This window comes from Aeromonas dhakensis (genome assembly GCF_000820305.1).
Classification (GTDB): domain Bacteria; phylum Pseudomonadota; class Gammaproteobacteria; order Enterobacterales; family Aeromonadaceae; genus Aeromonas; species Aeromonas dhakensis.
The window spans coordinates 245559-261962 of the sequence record NZ_CDBH01000045.1 but is presented as its reverse complement, the minus strand read 5'-3'; the positions used below and the strand labels follow the sequence as shown (position 1 = coordinate 261962).

The following is a 16404-nucleotide window of genomic DNA, read 5'->3' as shown; positions in this document are numbered from 1 at the left end:
ATGCTCGGCGCCATCGCCAACTTTTGTTATGATCCACAACAACTTATTCGGCCAACTGGCCATCAAGACGAGGTGAGTGATGAAAGTAGGTATTATCGGCGCCATGGAACAGGAAGTGGCCCTGCTGCGCAGCCAGATGAGCAACCCGACCACCCTGCAACTGGGCGGCTGCGAGTTCTATCAGGGCACCCTGGCAGGCAAGGAGGTGATCCTTACCCGCTCCGGCATCGGTAAAGTTGCCGCCAGCGTTGCCACCAGCCTGCTGCTGGAAAAATTCGCCCCCGACTGCGTCATCAACACCGGCTCTGCCGGCGGCTTTGCCCAGGACCTGCATATCGGTGACGTGGTGATCGCCAGCGAGATGCGCTTCCACGATGTAGACGTGACCGCCTTTGGCTACGAGATGGGCCAGATGGCGCAGCAGCCTGCCGCCTTCCCCTGCGACGAGCGGCTCATCGCCGTCGCCCAGACTTGCATCGCCGAGCAGGGCAAGCATCAGACCAAAGTCGGCCTCATCTGCACCGGCGATCAGTTCATGTGCAAGCCGGACGCCATCGCCAAGGCCCGCGCCGATTTCCCGCAGATGCTGGCGGTCGAGATGGAAGGGGCAGCCATCGGCCAGGTGTGCCACATGTTCAAGGTGCCCTATCTGGTGGTGCGTGCCATGTCCGACATCGCCGGCAAGGAACAGGTTGAATCCTTCGATGCCTTCATCGAGGTGGCCGGCAAGCACTCTGCCGAAGTGATCATCAAGATGCTCGGCAAGCTGTGATCCCACTCACCACACTGGAACAGATGGCCGCCACTCCGGCGGCCATCTTGCTCGGGGCCGCCCTGCTGGAGGCCATCGTGCCCTGGCCGGCCCACTATCGGCTCTCCGCCGTTGTGCCACTGCTGACCCGGCTGGGTCACAAGGTGTGTCGCCCCGATGGCGCCCCCGGTCAGCAATTGCAGGCCGGTCTGCTGGCCATGCTGATTGTCTGGCTGCCTTGCGCCGCCGGACTCTGGGCGGTGCGCAATCTCTCGCTCTCGGAGCCGCTGTTCGATCTGCTGTTTCTGCTGCTGATGCTGGAATCGCGTCCGCTGCGGGAGCTGGCCCGCGCCACTCGCGCGCTGACAGACCAGGATACCCTGGTGGTGGCCCGGTTGCAGGCGGCCCCCTGGCTCAGACGAGATACAGGTAAACTCTCCCTGATGGGGCTTGCCAAGGCGGTCAGCGAAAGCTGCGCCCTGCGCCTGATAGGACAGTGGGCCGGCCCTCTGCTGGGGTTCGCCCTGGCGGGTGTACAGGGGGCCCTGATGTGGCGCCTCGCCCAGCTGATGAACCAGGGCTGGAGCCCGAAACTGCCAGCCTTTGCCCACTTTGGCCGGGCCGCCGCCGTGCTCTACCAGGCCCTGTGTACCCCTGCCATCTTGTTGCTGGCGCTGCCCTTGTGCCTGACCCAGCTGCGCAAGCTGGCCAGCCGGTTGCGTACAGCCATGCTCTGGCCCTACCCCGCCATGGGAATACTGCTGGCGCTGCTCTCCGGCTCGCTGGGCTGCAAGCTCGGTGGCCCCCGTTACTATCAGGGCAGCTTGTTCCGTTTTCCCGTGTTTGACGCCGCCGCCGAGCCGGATGCCGGTACGGCCCTGCACCTGCTCAACCGCCTGCAACAAGCCGGTTGGGGCTGGCTGGCGCTGGCATTGCTGCTCACTGTGCTGGAGCACCTGCATGGCTAGATGTCTCACCCTGCTCTGCCTGTTGTGCATGTCGCCAGCCCTGCTGGCCGGGACGCCGACACGCATCGTCAGCCTCACCCCCCACCTGACCGAATTGCTGTTTGCCATCGGCGCCGGCGATCGCATCGTGGCTACCGACGATGCCTCCGATTATCCGCCCGAGGTCAAACGCCTGCCCCAGGTGGCCAACTACCGCAGCATCAATCTGGAAGCCCTGCTGGCCCAGAAGCCCGACCTGATCGTCGCCTGGCGCTCCGCCCAGTCTCGCATGCTGGTCCCCATCGAGCAGCTGGGGATCCCGGTGTTCTATTCAGAACCGACCGACTTTGCCTCGCTTGCCACCGAAATGCGGGCTTTGGGTAAAACATTGGGGGTGGAAAAAACCGCCAATGCCGAGGCCGATGCCTATCTCGACCGCCTGGCCGCCCTTGGCCAGCGCTATGGCAAGCCCAAGCATATCAAGGTGTTCTATCAGCTCTGGTATCCACCGCTGACCAGCGTCAGCGGCAATGCCTGGCCCGCCCAGGCCATCGAGTTGTGCGGTGGGGAAAACGTGATGGCAGCGGCCCGCACGCCCTATCCACAGGTCAGCCTGGAGCAGGTCATCAAGACCAATCCGGCGCTGCTCCTGGCAGGGAGTCAAGACGCTGACGCCCTGCGCCACTGGCAACAGTGGCCCATGGTGGATGCCGTCCGCCATCAGCGCCTGCGCCTCATCAATTCGGACGAACTGCACCGTTTCACCCCAAGAGCACTCAATGCGGTGGAGCAGATATGCCGGGCCATCGCAGGTGTACAGTCACCAAGCTTTTAAAGCCCGCAGCGGGTCACTTGTACAATAAAAAAACACCGGCGTTGGCCGGTGTTTTTTATTCAGCAAACATGTGATGAGGTATAGCCGTTACTTCTGCTTGAAGATATCCAGTCCGGCGAAGTAGATGGAATCGTGTCGCTGGAAGGCATCGGCATAAATCGGCTTCGCATCGTCGAAGAACCGCTCGAGTATCGCCTCGGCCTCTTTCACCTTGGCTTCGAACTTGTCAGGCGCTGCGTCAATCAGGGTCATCATCAAGCCGATGATGTTGGCGTAGAAATAGTTCATCGAGCCGATCAAGACACGGTAGAGATGGCAATCACGGCTCATCAGCAAATAGAGCAGATAGTCGTGGTGACGCTGCATCATGGCCAGTATGTCATTGTGTTCGTATTTGACCTTCCGCCAGTCGGTACGCAACTTCTCCAGCAGATCGTCAAACAACGTCACATTGAGCGCGGCAGTAAAATCCACGCTGGCCATGTCGAACGGCTGGAAGCTGCGCGCCATCAGCTCATCAAGCAAGGCGATCTTGTCCAGCTCCGGGTTGCAGACTTGCAGGGCATCGACCCGTTGAGGGATGGCGCCTTCAATGTAGGACCCATCACTGCAATTCAGACAGCGCATATCCGGATGGCTTGTCAGCACGCGCGTCATGTTATGGATCGCCAGGCCAAATAGATGATTGATCCGCACTTCCCCGCCAAAATTGCCCGGTGCCGGGAAAGTATCTTTCAGATTCTCGTTGTACTTGGCTTCTTTCTTCTCGTTGTAATAGAGACTCAGAGTTGAGTGATGCTTGTCTGCGTATTTGTAACCATTGTCGATTCCGAACAGGTATACCTGTTTGAACCCGAGCAACGCCGCATAATTGAGGCCGGTGTTGCCAACGAAGGGGTTGGAGAATTCAATGGAGTCATACTCGAAAGCCTGACCAAACCGGCTGACCAGCATGGCAAACATGGGCTCGTTGGGCTTGAAGGTCAGCCCCGTCTTGCGGAAGAAGGTCTTGCACTCGGGGTGGATCACGTCGACGCTGAGGAAGACCGCATCTTTGAGAAAGTCGTCCGCATTGAGGATGCGCAGGAAATCCGCCGAGCTCTTGGTGCGCTCCACCGCCACATAGATGTCCGGCTTGATGCCCGCCTTGTGCAGCGCACTGACGGCCGTGCCACAGGCAATGATGATGGCTTGCCGTTGATGCTGCCGGATGAAGTCGATGCTCTGATCCAGCGACGGACCATTGCCGACCACGAATACCGGTACCTGCTCGACCAGCGAGGTATCCCGCTCTCGCTTCAGGAAAGGCGTGCCATCCTGCAGATGGGTGTGACTGTGGGCCAGCGCATAAATATTGTCATCGAAAAAGCCCCAGCCCGTCTTGAGCAGATACAACTCGCCCTCTGCCTTGTCGATCAGAGCATGCAGTTTGGGTGAGTGGTAATGACAAAACGAGAAATAGCTCGCCGACCAGAATGCCCCTTTGCGATGCAGCGCCTCCATCATGTCGGCGACCAGCAGCTGTTCATCGACACCGATGAACAGGTGCAGACTCAGCGACTCCTGATCCATGTATTCGAGCAACTTGTGCCAATCGAAGCAATAGAGCGAGGCATAGAACATATCGAGGTCGGGCTCGAAGGCAAACAGATTCCGAACCCGGCACCGCTCATACAGGTAGCCCAGCTGATAACCCAGTCCGATCCCGTACATGAAGGACAAGGGAATGTCGGCATCCAGCGCCTTGCGAAGCGGCAGACCTTCCAGCGACACATTTTCCTTGAGCTCGGAGATGGCATTGTTGTAGGCGATATGGATCTGGCCTTCCAGATACCACTGAGGCACGAAGTCGATACATTGCAATACGCTATGTTCGATCACCTCGGCAATCTGGGCCTGTGCTTCGGCAAAGGGATCATCGCCATAGAGGGAGACGTCATCGTCCAGCCAAAGAACATTTGGAACGCCGTTCTCGTTGCAGAAAAATCGGAAGGGTCTGACTGGCTGATACTCTTTGAAAAATGCATGTATTCCGGGCATATATTTTTCAAAGGCAGCCATATTGAGTTCATGGCGAACGGGCAGCACCTCCAGCATGGCGGCTTCCTGCTCTTTCTGCCTGGCTAGACGGGAGAGCTCATGCTCGGCATCTTTGATGTTCTTGTTAAAATCCATTCGGTACTCAACCCGCATTCATCTTGTAAAGGCCCGCCACACGACCGGCCTTGGAAAATTGGCGCAATTCATCCTCTGCCAGGTGTCTCGCATTCGTTATCAGCGCATGGATCATGTGAAACTGAGACAGGGCTTGCTGCTGCTCTGCATTAAGATGACTGTCAGCGGGGATATGCTCGAAAACCTCGTTCAGGGCAGCGAGATAGTGCTCCATTTGCACTTCCGCTGCCGCCAGCTCATTTTGCTCCAACAGCAACCGCAAGCGGCTGCCGTGGTTCATCAAGCCGGACAGCTTGGCATCATTCATTCCGCACGACCTGCTTTTTGCTGGGCAATGGCCTTGTCGCGCTCTTCGACCGGAATCGCATCCCAGCCACTCTTGACTGTCAGCATCAGGTTCATCACCTCGTCGATGGCGGCCATGTCCATATCACGACTGGCATCCATCATGCGCACCTTCATGTAGTCGTAGAGCGCAAACAGATCTTCCGGCACCTTGCCATAGGAGAGGTCCAGCGAGTCCTGCAAGCCGTTGATAATGGCCATGGTTTTGGAGATGGACTGGGACTTGGCTTCGAAATCACGACGTTCGATGGCACCACGGGCTTGGGCAAGACGCTCGAGGCAACCTTGCATCAACAGCTGGATCACCCGGTAGGGATCCGCCACCGCCAGCTCGGACTGCAGATTCTGGGTGGTGTAAGCCTTGATATTTTTCCGATACATAAGAGGCACGGCTCCTGACTACGTATTAATTCGTTTTGGTATTGAGCAGATTCAGATAAGAGGCCGACTTGTTCATCTTGGCCAGCATGCTGTCCAGGCTGCCATAACGGGCCCGCAAGGTCTCCTGATACTTGGTCAGCTGGGCGGTAACATCCGACTCCTTGCGGCTTACTTCGCGCAGATCGGAATTGAGCGAATCTTCCCGCTTGGCCAGCAGGCCGCCGGTCTTGGAGTAGGTTTCCAGCTGGCTGGCCAGCTTGCCTGCGACCCCATCCTTGCCGCCAAACACCGCAACCACCTGATCAAAGTTCTTGTCGATGGCCTCGCTGAACTTGGTATCGTCGATGGACAATACCCCCTTGTTGTCCATCTTGATACCCATCTGGAAAATCGTTGAATAGGTAGACGATTTTTTGGAGGGTTCGGTGATGAGGCCGTTCATCATGTTGACCACGGCACGCGTCGTCGCATCACCTGCCAATGCACCGCCATCATTCTGGCTTTTCCCTGCCACGATCGAGTTGCGCTTGCCAAGATCATTGCTCTTCTTCACCAGCGAGTTGTAACCGTCGACAAAGCTCTTGACCATGTCCTTGATGCCGGCCTTGTCGGTGGTCACATCGACCTTGTTCGAGCTGTAGGTCTTGACCGGATTGCCGTTGGTATCGGTGGTGGTCGTGCTATCCGACTCTCTGAGCACGGTCAGTTTGAGCCCGACTATGGTGCCATCGAAGGTATTGGTCGCACTGGTCAGCGAGTTGCCATCTACCTTTATCTTGGCATCCTGAGCGCTCTGGCTCTTGGTCAACTTGGACACCAGGTTGTCGGTCAACTCAGTGGTGCTGCCGGTGATCTGCAGATCCTTGCCGTCGCCGCTAACCCCTGAGTCGATCATCAGCTTGGATTTGCCATCTGAGGTATTCATGATGTTGACGCTCAGACCGAAGTTGTCGGCGTCATTGTTGATCCGTTTGCGAATGGACTGCAGCGAGTCACCCGCTTTGACATCCACATCGAAGGTCTTGTCGCCAGCCTTGAACGTCAGTTTCCCGTCCTGAGTGATGAGGGGGGTCGTCGACGAGTCGAAGGTGCCGTCAAATTTACTGGACTTCGCCAATTGTTCGACGCTGATGTCATATTGACCGTTGGAGGCCCCCGCCTTGCTCTCCACCTTGAGCACGGGTTTGTCCTTGTCCTGGGTAATGTTGATGGAGCGCTTGTTGAACGCATCATCCTTCGCCATGGCTTGCAGAGTGGTCACGAACGAGGCGATGGCAGACTTCAGCTGCCCCACACCGGAGAGAGTGATTTGAGTGTTGGTCTTCTTGGTGGTGATGGGCTGCATCAGTTGTGCCTTTTTGGCATCGACACTGGCAGCAATCACTGACTCCAAATCGAGTCCGGAGCCGGCACCGGCAGACGTAATGGTGGGCATACTCTCTCTCCTCTTAATTTTTTCGTATCAGATCTCGTTATCGAGCAGCAACCCGACCCGCGAGCCGCCGCCGGATACATCGCCCTCACGCAGATCCTTGATCCGCTTGCTGATGGCCAGCAGCTCCTCGCTCGGTATCTGCCGGATCATTGACTTGGTCTCGGCATCCACCACCTTGATGACCACCTGATCCAGATCCTTCTCAACACTGAAATTGACAGTCCAGCCTTGCAACTTGCTGAACTCTTGCAAGTTTTGCACCTCATTTTCAATATCGGCATTGGACACGTCCTGTTTGGCGTTTTTTTCACCAGTCAGAGCATCCTGCTGTTTTTTCACATCCTGTTGTGCCGTCACCCGCTGCTCTTCCGTCGTGCCAGATAGCACTTGAGCGGCCGATTGGCCGCTCTTGCTACTTGACTGAAGAGAAGAAGGAGTGACCGATGACGGGATCCCAATTTCATTGGCCATATCGTCGCTCCTTTTCCTATCTCATCACTGCTGTTCTGTTAGCCCAGCAGGGACAGAGCAGATTGCGGTCTTTGGTTGGCTTGCGCCAGGATGCTGGACGCTGCCTGTTGCAGAATGTTCTGCTTGGTCAGGTTGGCTGTCTCGGTCGCAAAGTCTGCGTCACGGATACGAGAACGTGCGGCGCTCAGGTTTTCAGAGACGTTGGACTGGTTGCGGATAGTGGAGTCAAACCGGTTCTGTACCGCACCCAGCTCCGCCCGCTTGCTGTCAACCGCCTTGATCATGAAATCAAGGTTGGCCATGGCCAGTTGTGCCGAGCTGGCAGCGCTAATGCTGCTGACGCTGGTAGAAGTCACGGCGCTCGTGCCCTTGGTCACGGTATAAGGTTCGCCAGTGGCGCTGGTCGCAACGGTCGCGCTGCCCTTGGTTGACGCCGCAATCCCGCTGATGGTGAACGCAGAGGTCATCTTGAAGGTGATGGTCTGACCGGCGTCAGCCCCTACCTGGAATGAACCTTTGTAGTTCCCATCCAGCAGTTTTTGGCCACCAAAGGTGGTGTCGTTGGAGATCCGGTTGATCTCGGTGGTCAGCTGGTCAAATTCTTGCTGCAGTGCAGTACGGTCATCGGTGTTGTTGGAGCCGTTGGCGGATTGCTGTGCCAGCGTGCGCATGCGTTGCAGCATGCTGGTCACTTCATCCATGGCCCCTTCAGCCGTTTGCGCGACGGAGATACCGTCGTTGGCGTTGCGGTTACCTTGATCCAGGCCGTTGATCTGGGAGGTCAAACGGTTGGAGATCTGCAAACCGGCAGCATCGTCCTTGGCGGTGTTGATACGCAGACCGGAAGCCAGTCTGGTATAGGACGTATCCAGGGACTTGTTGGTGTTCATCAGGTTACGCTGGGCGTTCAGTGATGAAGTATTCGTGTTGATGTACATGGCCATAAAATATTCTCCCGAAGAACATGCGACTGCGGGTTGCACCGCCAAAGCGGCGTCCCACCGTTAGAAGAACAGGTTGAACGAGCCTGATTCTTCTGGCGGGTGTCTGTTTGAACGGACAGGTCACCCGCAGTAGTGCAAACGTTGGATTCCGAACACCCCTCGATTGCTTCACTTTATTTAACGGCAGCGCAGCGACAAGCTTTAGGAAAATAATTGCCGAAGGCGGCAAGTTTTATCCGGCAAGCGGCAAAATGACGGTGAGCAGTCTCCCGTTATCGGGAGCAGGGCCTAAAGCCGGCGTGACAGAGATGAACTCTGAGGGTTGGCACAGTTTGTGCTTTGATATGGGGGAGTGGCGTCAATTTGACGGCACAATAAAAAGAGGCCGGAAGATCCGGCCTAAAACGAGCATACGCTCAGGAGAATATGACCAAGCGTGACAGAACTGAACAGCTGTACAACACTTGGCTTTACTAGTAGAGAATAGATTCTCTCCCGATAGAACAGAGTGCGAACCGAACACCCCTTTGTTCCATCTCTTGACCAGGGCGGCCTGAACAACCGCCCTGTTTTCTTTTATCAGCCCTGCAGCAGGGAGAGTGCTGACTGCGGACGCTGGTTTGCCTGAGACAGTATGGTCGAGGCTGCCTGTTGCAGAATGTTCTGCTTGGTCAGGTTGGCGGTCTCGGTCGCGAAGTCTGCGTCGCGGATCCGTGAACGGGCGGCACTGACGTTTTCAGAGACGTTCGCCTGGTTGCGAATGGTCGAATCGAACCGGTTCTGCACCGCACCCAGTTCGGCACGCTTGCTATCCACCACTTTAATCATGTAATCCAGGTTGGCCATGGCCGACTGGGCAGAGCTTGCCGCCGTAATGGTCGACATGCTGGTAGACGTGACCGGGGTACCTGCCGTCCTAGTGATGGTATAAGGCTCGCCAGTGGTCGTGGTCGCTACTGTCGCACTGCCGCTGGTTGCAGACGCCATGCCAGAGATGCTGAAGGCAGTGGTCATCCGGAACGTGATGGTCTGACCGGCATCGGCACCGACCTGGAAGGAGCCCACATAACCGCCCTTGAGCAGATTCTGGCCACCGAAGGTAGTGTCTTTGGCTACCCGGTCGATTTCTGTCATCAGCTGAGTGTACTCTTGCTGCAACGCGGTACGGTCATCCGTGTTGTTGGAGCCGTTGGCAGACTGCTGGGCCAGGGTACGCATCCGTTGCAGCATGGAGGTGATTTCATCCATGGCGCCTTCGGCGGTCTGGGCGACGGAGATACCGTCGTTGGCGTTGCGGTTGCCCTGATCCAGACCATTGATCTGGGAGGTCAAACGGTTGGAAATCTGCAGGCCGGCGGCATCGTCTTTGGCGCTGTTGATGCGCAGACCAGATGCCAGACGGGTGTAGGATGTATCCAGAGATTTGTTGGTGTTCATCAGGTTACGCTGGGCGTTAAGCGATGAAACGTTCGTATTGATATAAAGACCCATGACTATTCTCCTAAGCTATTAAATTTACTATTTAATTTGCTCGAACTTTATTGTCTTTCCTGTTCGATGCTTCTTATTTAACGGCCTCTTTTTCGATGTCTTTAGCATTATTTTCAACGCTTCATCGCATTAACGCCGCTTACCCTATATATCGGCATGTTCCGGCTGAACTTGAGGAAAAAAGTGCCCTGTTTTGCTCATTGAATTCATCAGGCTTGCGACAACGGGCCGGGCGCAGGTCTATGTCCACCTCCCCTGCGACATGACGCCGCTCAGATGCATCGCGCTGGCTGGCGCCAGCGCAGCCGAGAAAAACTTGGTCTGGCTCCCACTTCTTGCAGGCAGCCATTGGTCAGACACCGCAATCCCCCCTAAAATCGCGGCCCCATCAACAATTGGACGTGAGTTGTTCTCCATGCAGACACTGGTTGAGCAGATTGTTTACATCAGCGACATGTTTGGTACTGCGGTATTCGCGTTTTCGGGCGTACTGGTGGCGGGCCGTCTCAGGATGGACGGTTTTGGCGTCATGGTGTTGGCGGCGGTCACCGCCATCGGCGGCGGCACCATCCGCGACATGATCCTGGGGGCTACCCCAGTCTTCTGGGTACGGGACCCTCTCTACATCTGGGTGGTGATCGCCACGGCGCTGATCGGCATGTGGATGGTCAAGCTGCCCCGTCGCATGCCCTGGTACGTGTTGCCGGTCGCCGACGCCTTCGGGTTGGCGCTCTTTACCGTGATCGGAGCACAAAAAGCCCTCAACTTTGGTACATCGGGACTGATCGCCGTATTGATGGGCACCATGACAGGGGTTGCCGGCGGCATGATCAGGGACGTGCTGGCCCGGGAGGTGCCCATGGTGCTGCAAAAGGAGATCTATGCCACCGCCTGCATCCTGGGGGGGATCCTCTATACCCTGGCGCTTGAGATAGACGTGGATCGGGTGACCGCCATGCTCATCTGCATGACGGCGGTGTTTGGTTTACGGGTGGCCGCCATCTACTGGCATCTGTCACTGCCTACCTTCTCGCTGCAGCGCAATTGACCTCACAACCGGCGTCAGGTCGCACTCCCGGCCCGGTTGCGTTGAACCAAGCAGGCTTTTCTGTTGTCATAGGATGCAGTGTTGTAAGCCGGAATCCCTCATGCAAAAACTTGGACTCATCGCATCACTGTTACTGATGAATGTGGCAACGGCGCAGGCTGAAGCCCAGGTACTGTTTGGTCGGCTCGCGTCCACCCCGGTGCAGCAGTTCAACCAGCAGATCCGTCAGGCAAGCACCGCCCAGCAGAGCTGGGTCAATGACTATCGTGAAGTGGCCCTGCGTTTCGTCGGCCACAGCGACATACCCAGTCGCATCCAGGCGCAGCAGCTGGACAACGATCTGGTGCTCTCGGTCGCCCTCGATGGCACCAAGAGCGACATGATCTACATCCTGACCCTGTTTCGCAGCAACAACCTGTGGCAGATGCGCCAGGCGGAAATGGGATGGCGCTGCCAGGGGCAGTCCACCTTTACCCCGGTCCCCTGCCCTTGAGCCTCAACCTGCAAGTGAAATAAAAAAATCCGGCACATTGGCCGGATTTTTTTATGCATGCGTGAACGTCACCTTATGGACGGTACACCTTGACGTTGGCAAAGCCCTTCTCTTTCAGGTAGAGCGCCTGCAGCTTGCTCATCACGCCGCGATCGCAGTAGAGCAGGTAGGTCTTCTCCTTGGGCAGGTCACCAAAGGCGGTGGCCAGTTTGAAGAAGGGAATATGCATGACCTCACGCCCTTCCACCAGCAACGGCTTCTCGTCGTGCTCATCCATGGAGCGGATATCGAGGATCACCTCGTTGTCACCGCTCTCTGCGGTGGTCTCCACTTCCTGCACTTCGGCTGCGGTCTCTTCACCGATGCGACGAATGTCGAGGTAACGGGCCTCGGCCACCACCTTGTCCAGAATGGCGAAGTCGAAGTTGCCCTCTTCCTCTTCAATGCGGGCCAGATCGGCCTTCACGGTCGGCTTCTTGGAGATGACGCCGCAATACTCCGGCATGGTCTCGGCGAACTCCAGGGTACCGATGCGGCGCGCTTCGCTGATGATGTCCGGTTTGTCCCAGGTGATGAGCGGGCGCAGGATCACCTTGTCGGTCACCCGGTCGATGACGTTCAGGTTGGTGAGGGTCTGGCTGGAGACCTGACCCACGCACTCACCGGTCACCAGCGCCGGGATCTGGAACTCGTCGGCCACCTTGGCGGCGGCGCGCATCATCATCCGCTTGAGCACCACGCCCATCTGGCCGTTGTCGATCTTCTCGAGGATCTCGGCAACCACAGGCTCGAAGTCCACTGCGGTGAAACGCACCCGGTGGGAAGAGCCGAAGCGGTTCCACAGGTGATAGGCTACCTGCTTGACGCCGATCTCGTGAGCGGCACCACCCAGATTGAAGAAGCAGTAGTGCACCCGGCAGCCGCGCTTGATGAACTGGAAGGAGGCCACACCCGAGTCAAAACCACCGGAGATGAGGCTCAGCACATCTTCCTGGGTGGCGATGGGCATGCCGCTCAGGCCCTGGTGGATGGCGCTGACAATGAAGAGCTCTTCGCCGTCGATCTCGAGGTTGATCTTCACATCCGGGTTCTTGAGGCGCACGCCGTTGCTCACGCAGTGCTGGTTCAGGCCACCACCCACGTAGCGCTCCACTTCGAGGGAGGAGAACTCGTGCTTGCCGTGGCGCTTGGCACGCACGCAGAAGGTCTTGCCCTCGAGCTGGTCACCCCACACGGCTTTCACCTGCTCGAAGATGTCGTGCAGGTCGGTAAACTTGCTGGCTTGCACCTCGAGGAAGGCCTGAATGCCGGGAATGCAGGCCAGGGCTTCGATGGCCTGTTCACGGAACTGGTCATTGCGGGAGCTCACAATCAGCTTGTCCCAATCCATCCGTACCCGGGCATCGTCGTCGAAGCGGCGCAGGACATTGCGGATATTGCCCTGCAGGATCTTGATAAAGCGCTGGCGAACCGACTTGCTCTTGATGGTGATTTCCGGGAACAGCTTGATAATGAACTTCATGGTAATGACTCGGGTGACCTTGATTTAAGGGCGCGAATTATATCAGAACTTTGTGGCCAGCGCCTACTAGATGAGCGTTTGCTCACATTCCCCCACGCAATGTTTGCCGCAGCGAGGCAATCTTGCGTATATTCCCGAACCTGCGCCCTGGCAACATTCCTGACCACAGACCCATTCGATGAAGACCTACATCTACTACCCCGGCATGGAAGTGCGCGACGAGCTGTGGCTCAAGTTTGCCCTGCTCTATCTGGAGCGGCTCGCCTTCGTCTTCACCGTCAGTGAGAAGAGCGGCCTCACCGCCCTGCTGCAAACCCTCGAGCAGGAGACGGATCTGCTGGCCGAGCGGCCGGATGCCGCCTTCTTTGCCGCCATCACCCCCCAGATAGAGAGTCAGATTGCCGGCCTTATCGCCCCCGACTTCGTGCGTCACAAGGTGTTTGGCAACAAGGAGCTGATCGGGCGCTGGCGCACGCCGGCCAACCACGACTGTTTCTGCCCGGCCCAGGCGGGGCTGGAGCGGCTGCACGGCTTTTGCCTGACTCACGGTTTTGCCAGCCGGGAGGAGGGCGGGTTCAGGATGGCGCGCCGCTTTGCCAATCTGCTCTCCATGCGGCTCGCCCGCGAGTGGGCACTCGCCAATGAGGGGGCCCTCATCACCGATCACGACTATCTGGACCGGCTGCTCCACCTGCTCGAATCCCGCTATCACAACCGCGGTGGCCAGGATTGCTTCCATCTGGAGATCCCGCTGCAAGTGCCCACTCACTTGGCCGACATCCCGTTTGCAGAGCTGATCTCCCTGCGCAGTCGCAGCGGCTTTCGCCAGCAGCTGGCCGAGTTTAATCAGGCGCTCGATGCCCTGCTCGCCATGCTGGGCAGCGGCTACGCCGAGCCCGCCGTGCTGACCCGCTTCGAGCAGGCGCAGCAGGGGCTCAACCAGTTGCTGGGGCCGCAGACCCAGAGTCTGCCGCTCACCACGCTCGTCAGTACTGGCTTACCGGCCATGGCGATGATCCATCGCCTCAAGGCGAGCCATCCAGACAGCAAGCTGGTGTTTCACTCCATCAAGAAGAGCCACTTCCACCAGCGCAAGAGTCAACACTTCTTCACCCGGCTGGGTCAGGTCAAGCCCTGACTCCGCGACGCCCTGCTGGGAAATCGACAATCCGCTGACGACATCGGAGTCATCCCCCGATGTCGTCAATATTCTGACACGCCAATTAGGCACCGCCTCTCCCCTCAGGAGGGATTCTCCAGCCGAAACTCGATGCGATCGCTGTTGCCCGCCTCGTCTACTACCACCAGCTGGTATCGACCCGCCTCGCTCAGCACCTGATCCCCGTCCCAGCGCAGCCGCTGGCCGTTGAGAAACCATGCCGGCTTGCCGACGCCCCCCAGCACCTTGGGCTGCAACCGATAGCGCTGGCTGCGAACAAGGTTGCCCTCCCCCAGCGCCAGGATGCGAATGGGGGCCTGCAGCTCGGTGCTCTGCCCCTCCCCCTTGCAGCCACTCGCCAGCAGCGCCTGGCGCCGCTCGCCAGGCCCCCGCCACGGCTCCAGCGACAATGGCCAGAGCGCCCGAAAACCGGATTGCGCTGCATCGTGGCAGCGGCTCTGCGTGGGTTTTCCTTGATCGGTCAACGCAACCTGGCGCAGCGGCGAGGGCCAATCCATGGGATCCGGCAAGGTTGGGGGATCCCGCCCTTCCAGCAGCCAGGCACTCTGACGCTGCAGACACGTTTGCGGCAGGGTCGCGTTCGCCCTGCGCCCCAGCGGCCAGCAAACTTCGGCCTCGCTCACCGTATTGGGTTGTGCCGGCAGGGGACTGTTGTCAGCCAGCCGCGAGTAGACCGAGAGCAGCAGCGGCACCGCCGCGCTCTGGCCGTAGAAACCGGGCATGGGGGTGCCGTCGGGGCGTCCCAGCCAGACGCCTATGGTCCAGCGACCGGAGACCCCCATCGCCCAGCTGTCGCGATAGCCATAGCTGGTACCGGTCTTCCAGGCCAGTCGATTGACCCGGCCGGTCGCCTCGCTGGCAAAGGGCTGATCCGCCCGCCCCTGCGCGCTCAATATCTGCCAGATGATCCAGGCCGCTCCCGGGCTCAGCAAGGGGCGCGACACCGCCTGCTGCCCCGCCAGCCAGACCGGCATTGCCACCTGCCCCTGCCGGGTCAGTGCGCTGTAGAGGGCCACCAGTTGCTCGAGCCGAATGCCCGCCGCACCCAGCGCGATGGCCGGATTGGGCTTGTCGGAGAGGGCCAGCCTCACCCCGGCATTGTCGAGACGGCTGACCAGTTTGTCCGGCCCCAGCGCCTCCAACACCTGCACCGCCGGCACGTTGAGGGATTGCTGCAGCGCCTGGGCGAGGGTCACCGGCCCCTGAAAGGCGCCGGAAAAATTGGCGGGACGATAGTCAGACCCGAGCCTTGGCGCATCAGAGAGCAGGGAGGCCGAGTGCACCAGCCCCTCGTCCATGGCCAGACCGTAGATAAAGGGCTTGAGGGTGGAGCCGGGGGAGCGGATCGCCTGCACCATGTCGAGGTAACCGTGGCGGCGCAAATTGCCATACTCGGCGCTGCCCACATAGGCGCGTACCGTCATGTTTTTGTTGTCCACCAGCAGCAGGGCGGCGGAGGTCTGCTCGGGGAAGCGGCGGATATAGCTCGCCACCCGCCCCTCCAGCCAGCGCTGCAGATCGCCATCGATGGTGGTGTGCACCAGCGCCCCGGCCTGATTGTCGGCGGCGAGGCGGGCAAACAGCGGCGCCTCCATCGGCGTGAAGTGACCGCGGGCCAGCACCGGCTCGATACGCCCCTCCAGCCACACCTGTTCGGGCCAGACGCCCTGCGCCACCAGCCGCTGCATTACCTTGTCGCGGGCGACGCGGGCCCGCTCGGGATGCCGGTCCGGCCGGTTGCGGCTGGGGGCCTGCGGCAGCACCGCCAACAGCGCCGCTTCGGCATGGGTCAGCTTGGCGGCGCTCTTGCCGAGATAGGCAAAACTTGCCGCCTGCACCCCCTCCAGGTTGCCGCCAAACGGCGCCCGGTTGAGGTAGACGGTGAGCAGGGTGCGCTTGTCGTAGTGCCACTCCAGTTGCAGCGCTCGGGCCATCTGGCGCAACTTGCCAGGCACGCTCCTGTGATAGGGCTCGATGAGGCGGGCAACCTGCATGGTGAGGGTCGAGCCGCCCGACACGGCGCGTCCGTTGCGCAGCCACTGCCAGACCCCGCGTATCATGGCCACCGGATTGACCCCGGGATGACGCCAGAAGTAGCGATCCTCGTAGCCAAGCAATGCCTCGATATAGCGGGGGGAGACCTGCTCCAGGGTCACGGGGTAGCGCCACACCCCGCTGGTATCGGCAAAGGCGCGCAGCGGTCGCCCCTTCATGTCGAGCACCACCCGCGCATAGGCCGGGTCGAGTGGCGGCGGCGGAAAGATACGATCCAGCGCCAGCAATGACAGGAGCAGTGCTACAACGCCCAGCCCCGAGAAGCGCAGCCAGCGCGGCAGACGGCCAAGCCAGCGCCGACAGTCGCGACCACTGCGACCCATCAAGCGCC

15 protein-coding genes are annotated in these 16404 nt (G+C 59.1%); 6 read left to right on the top strand and 9 right to left on the bottom strand.

Annotated elements, in window-relative coordinates:
- Nucleotides 1–79 precede the first annotated feature (79 nt).
- The 3 genes from mtnN to BN1143_RS12570 are packed head-to-tail and all read left to right on the top strand — an operon-like array spanning nucleotide 80 to nucleotide 2533.
- Complete coding sequence (gene mtnN / locus BN1143_RS12580) at nucleotides 80–772, top strand: 5'-methylthioadenosine/S-adenosylhomocysteine nucleosidase (RefSeq protein ID WP_042050866.1); 693 nt, start codon at nucleotides 80–82, stop codon at nucleotides 770–772.
- Complete coding sequence (locus tag BN1143_RS12575; RefSeq protein WP_042050864.1) at nucleotides 769–1719, top strand: cobalamin biosynthesis protein; 951 nt, start codon at nucleotides 769–771, stop codon at nucleotides 1717–1719. Before mtnN ends, BN1143_RS12575 begins: the two co-directional genes overlap by 4 nt.
- Nucleotides 1712–2533 carry a cobalamin-binding protein gene (locus tag BN1143_RS12570; protein WP_042050863.1) on the top strand — a complete coding sequence of 274 codons (822 nt, stop codon included), beginning with the start codon at nucleotides 1712–1714 and terminating at the stop codon, nucleotides 2531–2533. The genes BN1143_RS12575 and BN1143_RS12570 overlap by 8 nt, the downstream gene beginning before the upstream one ends.
- 87 nt (nucleotides 2534–2620) lie before the next feature.
- Here the strand turns inward: BN1143_RS12570 and BN1143_RS12565 are convergent, their stop codons facing one another.
- The 7 genes from BN1143_RS12565 to flaA form a co-directional block, all read right to left on the bottom strand.
- Entirely contained in the window at nucleotides 2621–4708 is a 2088-nt protein-coding gene (locus tag BN1143_RS12565; RefSeq protein WP_042050861.1) for a motility associated factor glycosyltransferase family protein, read from the bottom strand.
- A 7-nt stretch (nucleotides 4709–4715) separates the two neighbouring features.
- Entirely contained in the window at nucleotides 4716–5015 is a 300-nt protein-coding gene (locus BN1143_RS12560; protein WP_010634330.1) for a hypothetical protein, read from the bottom strand.
- Nucleotides 5012–5434 carry a flagellar export chaperone FliS gene (gene fliS, locus BN1143_RS12555; protein WP_010634331.1) on the bottom strand — a complete coding sequence of 141 codons (423 nt, stop codon included), beginning with the start codon at nucleotides 5432–5434 and terminating at the stop codon, nucleotides 5012–5014. The genes BN1143_RS12560 and fliS overlap by 4 nt, the downstream gene beginning before the upstream one ends.
- A 25-nt stretch (nucleotides 5435–5459) precedes the next feature.
- A complete protein-coding gene (gene fliD / locus BN1143_RS12550) occupies nucleotides 5460–6869 on the bottom strand; it encodes a flagellar filament capping protein FliD (RefSeq protein ID WP_042050859.1) in 1410 nt (469 codons plus the stop codon).
- Between the two features lie 27 nt (nucleotides 6870–6896).
- The gene (locus tag BN1143_RS12545) at nucleotides 6897–7340 is read right to left on the bottom strand and encodes a flagellar protein FlaG (RefSeq protein ID WP_042050857.1); all 444 of its coding nucleotides are present in this window, start codon (nucleotides 7338–7340) and stop codon (nucleotides 6897–6899) included.
- 38 nt (nucleotides 7341–7378) lie between these two features.
- Nucleotides 7379–8284, bottom strand: a complete 906-nt coding sequence (gene flaB, locus BN1143_RS12540; protein ID WP_017786669.1) for a flagellin B — start codon at nucleotides 8282–8284, stop codon at nucleotides 7379–7381.
- A gap of 579 nt (nucleotides 8285–8863) precedes the next feature.
- Entirely contained in the window at nucleotides 8864–9775 is a 912-nt protein-coding gene (gene flaA / locus BN1143_RS12535) for a flagellin A (RefSeq protein ID WP_017784486.1), read from the bottom strand.
- A gap of 415 nt (nucleotides 9776–10190) precedes the next feature.
- Between flaA and BN1143_RS12530 the strand changes: the two genes are divergently transcribed.
- Both BN1143_RS12530 and BN1143_RS12525 read left to right on the top strand, forming a co-directional pair.
- Nucleotides 10191–10823: a trimeric intracellular cation channel family protein gene (locus BN1143_RS12530; RefSeq protein WP_017779902.1), complete on the top strand. Its 633-nt coding sequence runs from the start codon at nucleotides 10191–10193 to the stop codon at nucleotides 10821–10823.
- Between the two features lie 136 nt (nucleotides 10824–10959).
- Nucleotides 10960–11316 (top strand): hypothetical protein, encoded by a 357-nt coding sequence (locus BN1143_RS12525; protein WP_010634335.1) that lies wholly within the window; start codon nucleotides 10960–10962, stop codon nucleotides 11314–11316.
- Between the two features lie 73 nt (nucleotides 11317–11389).
- On the opposite strand, the gene thiI is transcribed toward BN1143_RS12525, so the two are convergent.
- Nucleotides 11390–12838 carry a tRNA uracil 4-sulfurtransferase ThiI gene (gene thiI / locus BN1143_RS12520; RefSeq protein ID WP_005299656.1) on the bottom strand — a complete coding sequence of 483 codons (1449 nt, stop codon included), beginning with the start codon at nucleotides 12836–12838 and terminating at the stop codon, nucleotides 11390–11392.
- Between the two features lie 178 nt (nucleotides 12839–13016).
- Here thiI and BN1143_RS12515 point away from each other — a divergent pair, with 178 nt between their 5' ends.
- The gene (locus tag BN1143_RS12515; RefSeq protein WP_042050854.1) at nucleotides 13017–13976 is read left to right on the top strand and encodes a hypothetical protein; all 960 of its coding nucleotides are present in this window, start codon (nucleotides 13017–13019) and stop codon (nucleotides 13974–13976) included.
- Between the two features lie 104 nt (nucleotides 13977–14080).
- On the opposite strand, the gene pbpC is transcribed toward BN1143_RS12515, so the two are convergent.
- Nucleotides 14081–16396 carry a penicillin-binding protein 1C gene (gene pbpC, locus BN1143_RS12510; RefSeq protein ID WP_082038540.1) on the bottom strand — a complete coding sequence of 772 codons (2316 nt, stop codon included), beginning with the start codon at nucleotides 16394–16396 and terminating at the stop codon, nucleotides 14081–14083.
- Between the last annotated feature and the right edge of the window lie 8 nt (nucleotides 16397–16404).

What these genes read in the sequence shown, in the direction of transcription:
- mtnN (WP_042050866.1), top strand. Translation starts at nt 80, where the DNA reads ATGAAAGTAGGTATTATCGGCGCCATGGAACAGGAAGTGGCCCTGCTG.
- BN1143_RS12570 (WP_042050863.1), top strand. Translation starts at nt 1,712, where the DNA reads ATGGCTAGATGTCTCACCCTGCTCTGCCTGTTGTGCATGTCGCCAGCC.
- BN1143_RS12565 (WP_042050861.1), bottom strand. Translation starts at nt 4,708, where the DNA reads ATGGATTTTAACAAGAACATCAAAGATGCCGAGCATGAGCTCTCCCGT.
- BN1143_RS12560 (WP_010634330.1), bottom strand. Translation starts at nt 5,015, where the DNA reads ATGAATGATGCCAAGCTGTCCGGCTTGATGAACCACGGCAGCCGCTTG.
- fliS (WP_010634331.1), bottom strand. Translation starts at nt 5,434, where the DNA reads ATGTATCGGAAAAATATCAAGGCTTACACCACCCAGAATCTGCAGTCC.
- fliD (WP_042050859.1), bottom strand. Translation starts at nt 6,869, where the DNA reads ATGCCCACCATTACGTCTGCCGGTGCCGGCTCCGGACTCGATTTGGAG.
- BN1143_RS12545 (WP_042050857.1), bottom strand. Translation starts at nt 7,340, where the DNA reads ATGGCCAATGAAATTGGGATCCCGTCATCGGTCACTCCTTCTTCTCTT.
- flaB (WP_017786669.1), bottom strand. Translation starts at nt 8,284, where the DNA reads ATGGCCATGTACATCAACACGAATACTTCATCACTGAACGCCCAGCGT.
- flaA (WP_017784486.1), bottom strand. Translation starts at nt 9,775, where the DNA reads ATGGGTCTTTATATCAATACGAACGTTTCATCGCTTAACGCCCAGCGT.
- BN1143_RS12530 (WP_017779902.1), top strand. Translation starts at nt 10,191, where the DNA reads ATGCAGACACTGGTTGAGCAGATTGTTTACATCAGCGACATGTTTGGT.
- BN1143_RS12525 (WP_010634335.1), top strand. Translation starts at nt 10,960, where the DNA reads ATGAATGTGGCAACGGCGCAGGCTGAAGCCCAGGTACTGTTTGGTCGG.
- thiI (WP_005299656.1), bottom strand. Translation starts at nt 12,838, where the DNA reads ATGAAGTTCATTATCAAGCTGTTCCCGGAAATCACCATCAAGAGCAAG.
- BN1143_RS12515 (WP_042050854.1), top strand. Translation starts at nt 13,017, where the DNA reads ATGAAGACCTACATCTACTACCCCGGCATGGAAGTGCGCGACGAGCTG.
- pbpC (WP_082038540.1), bottom strand. Translation starts at nt 16,396, where the DNA reads ATGGGTCGCAGTGGTCGCGACTGTCGGCGCTGGCTTGGCCGTCTGCCG.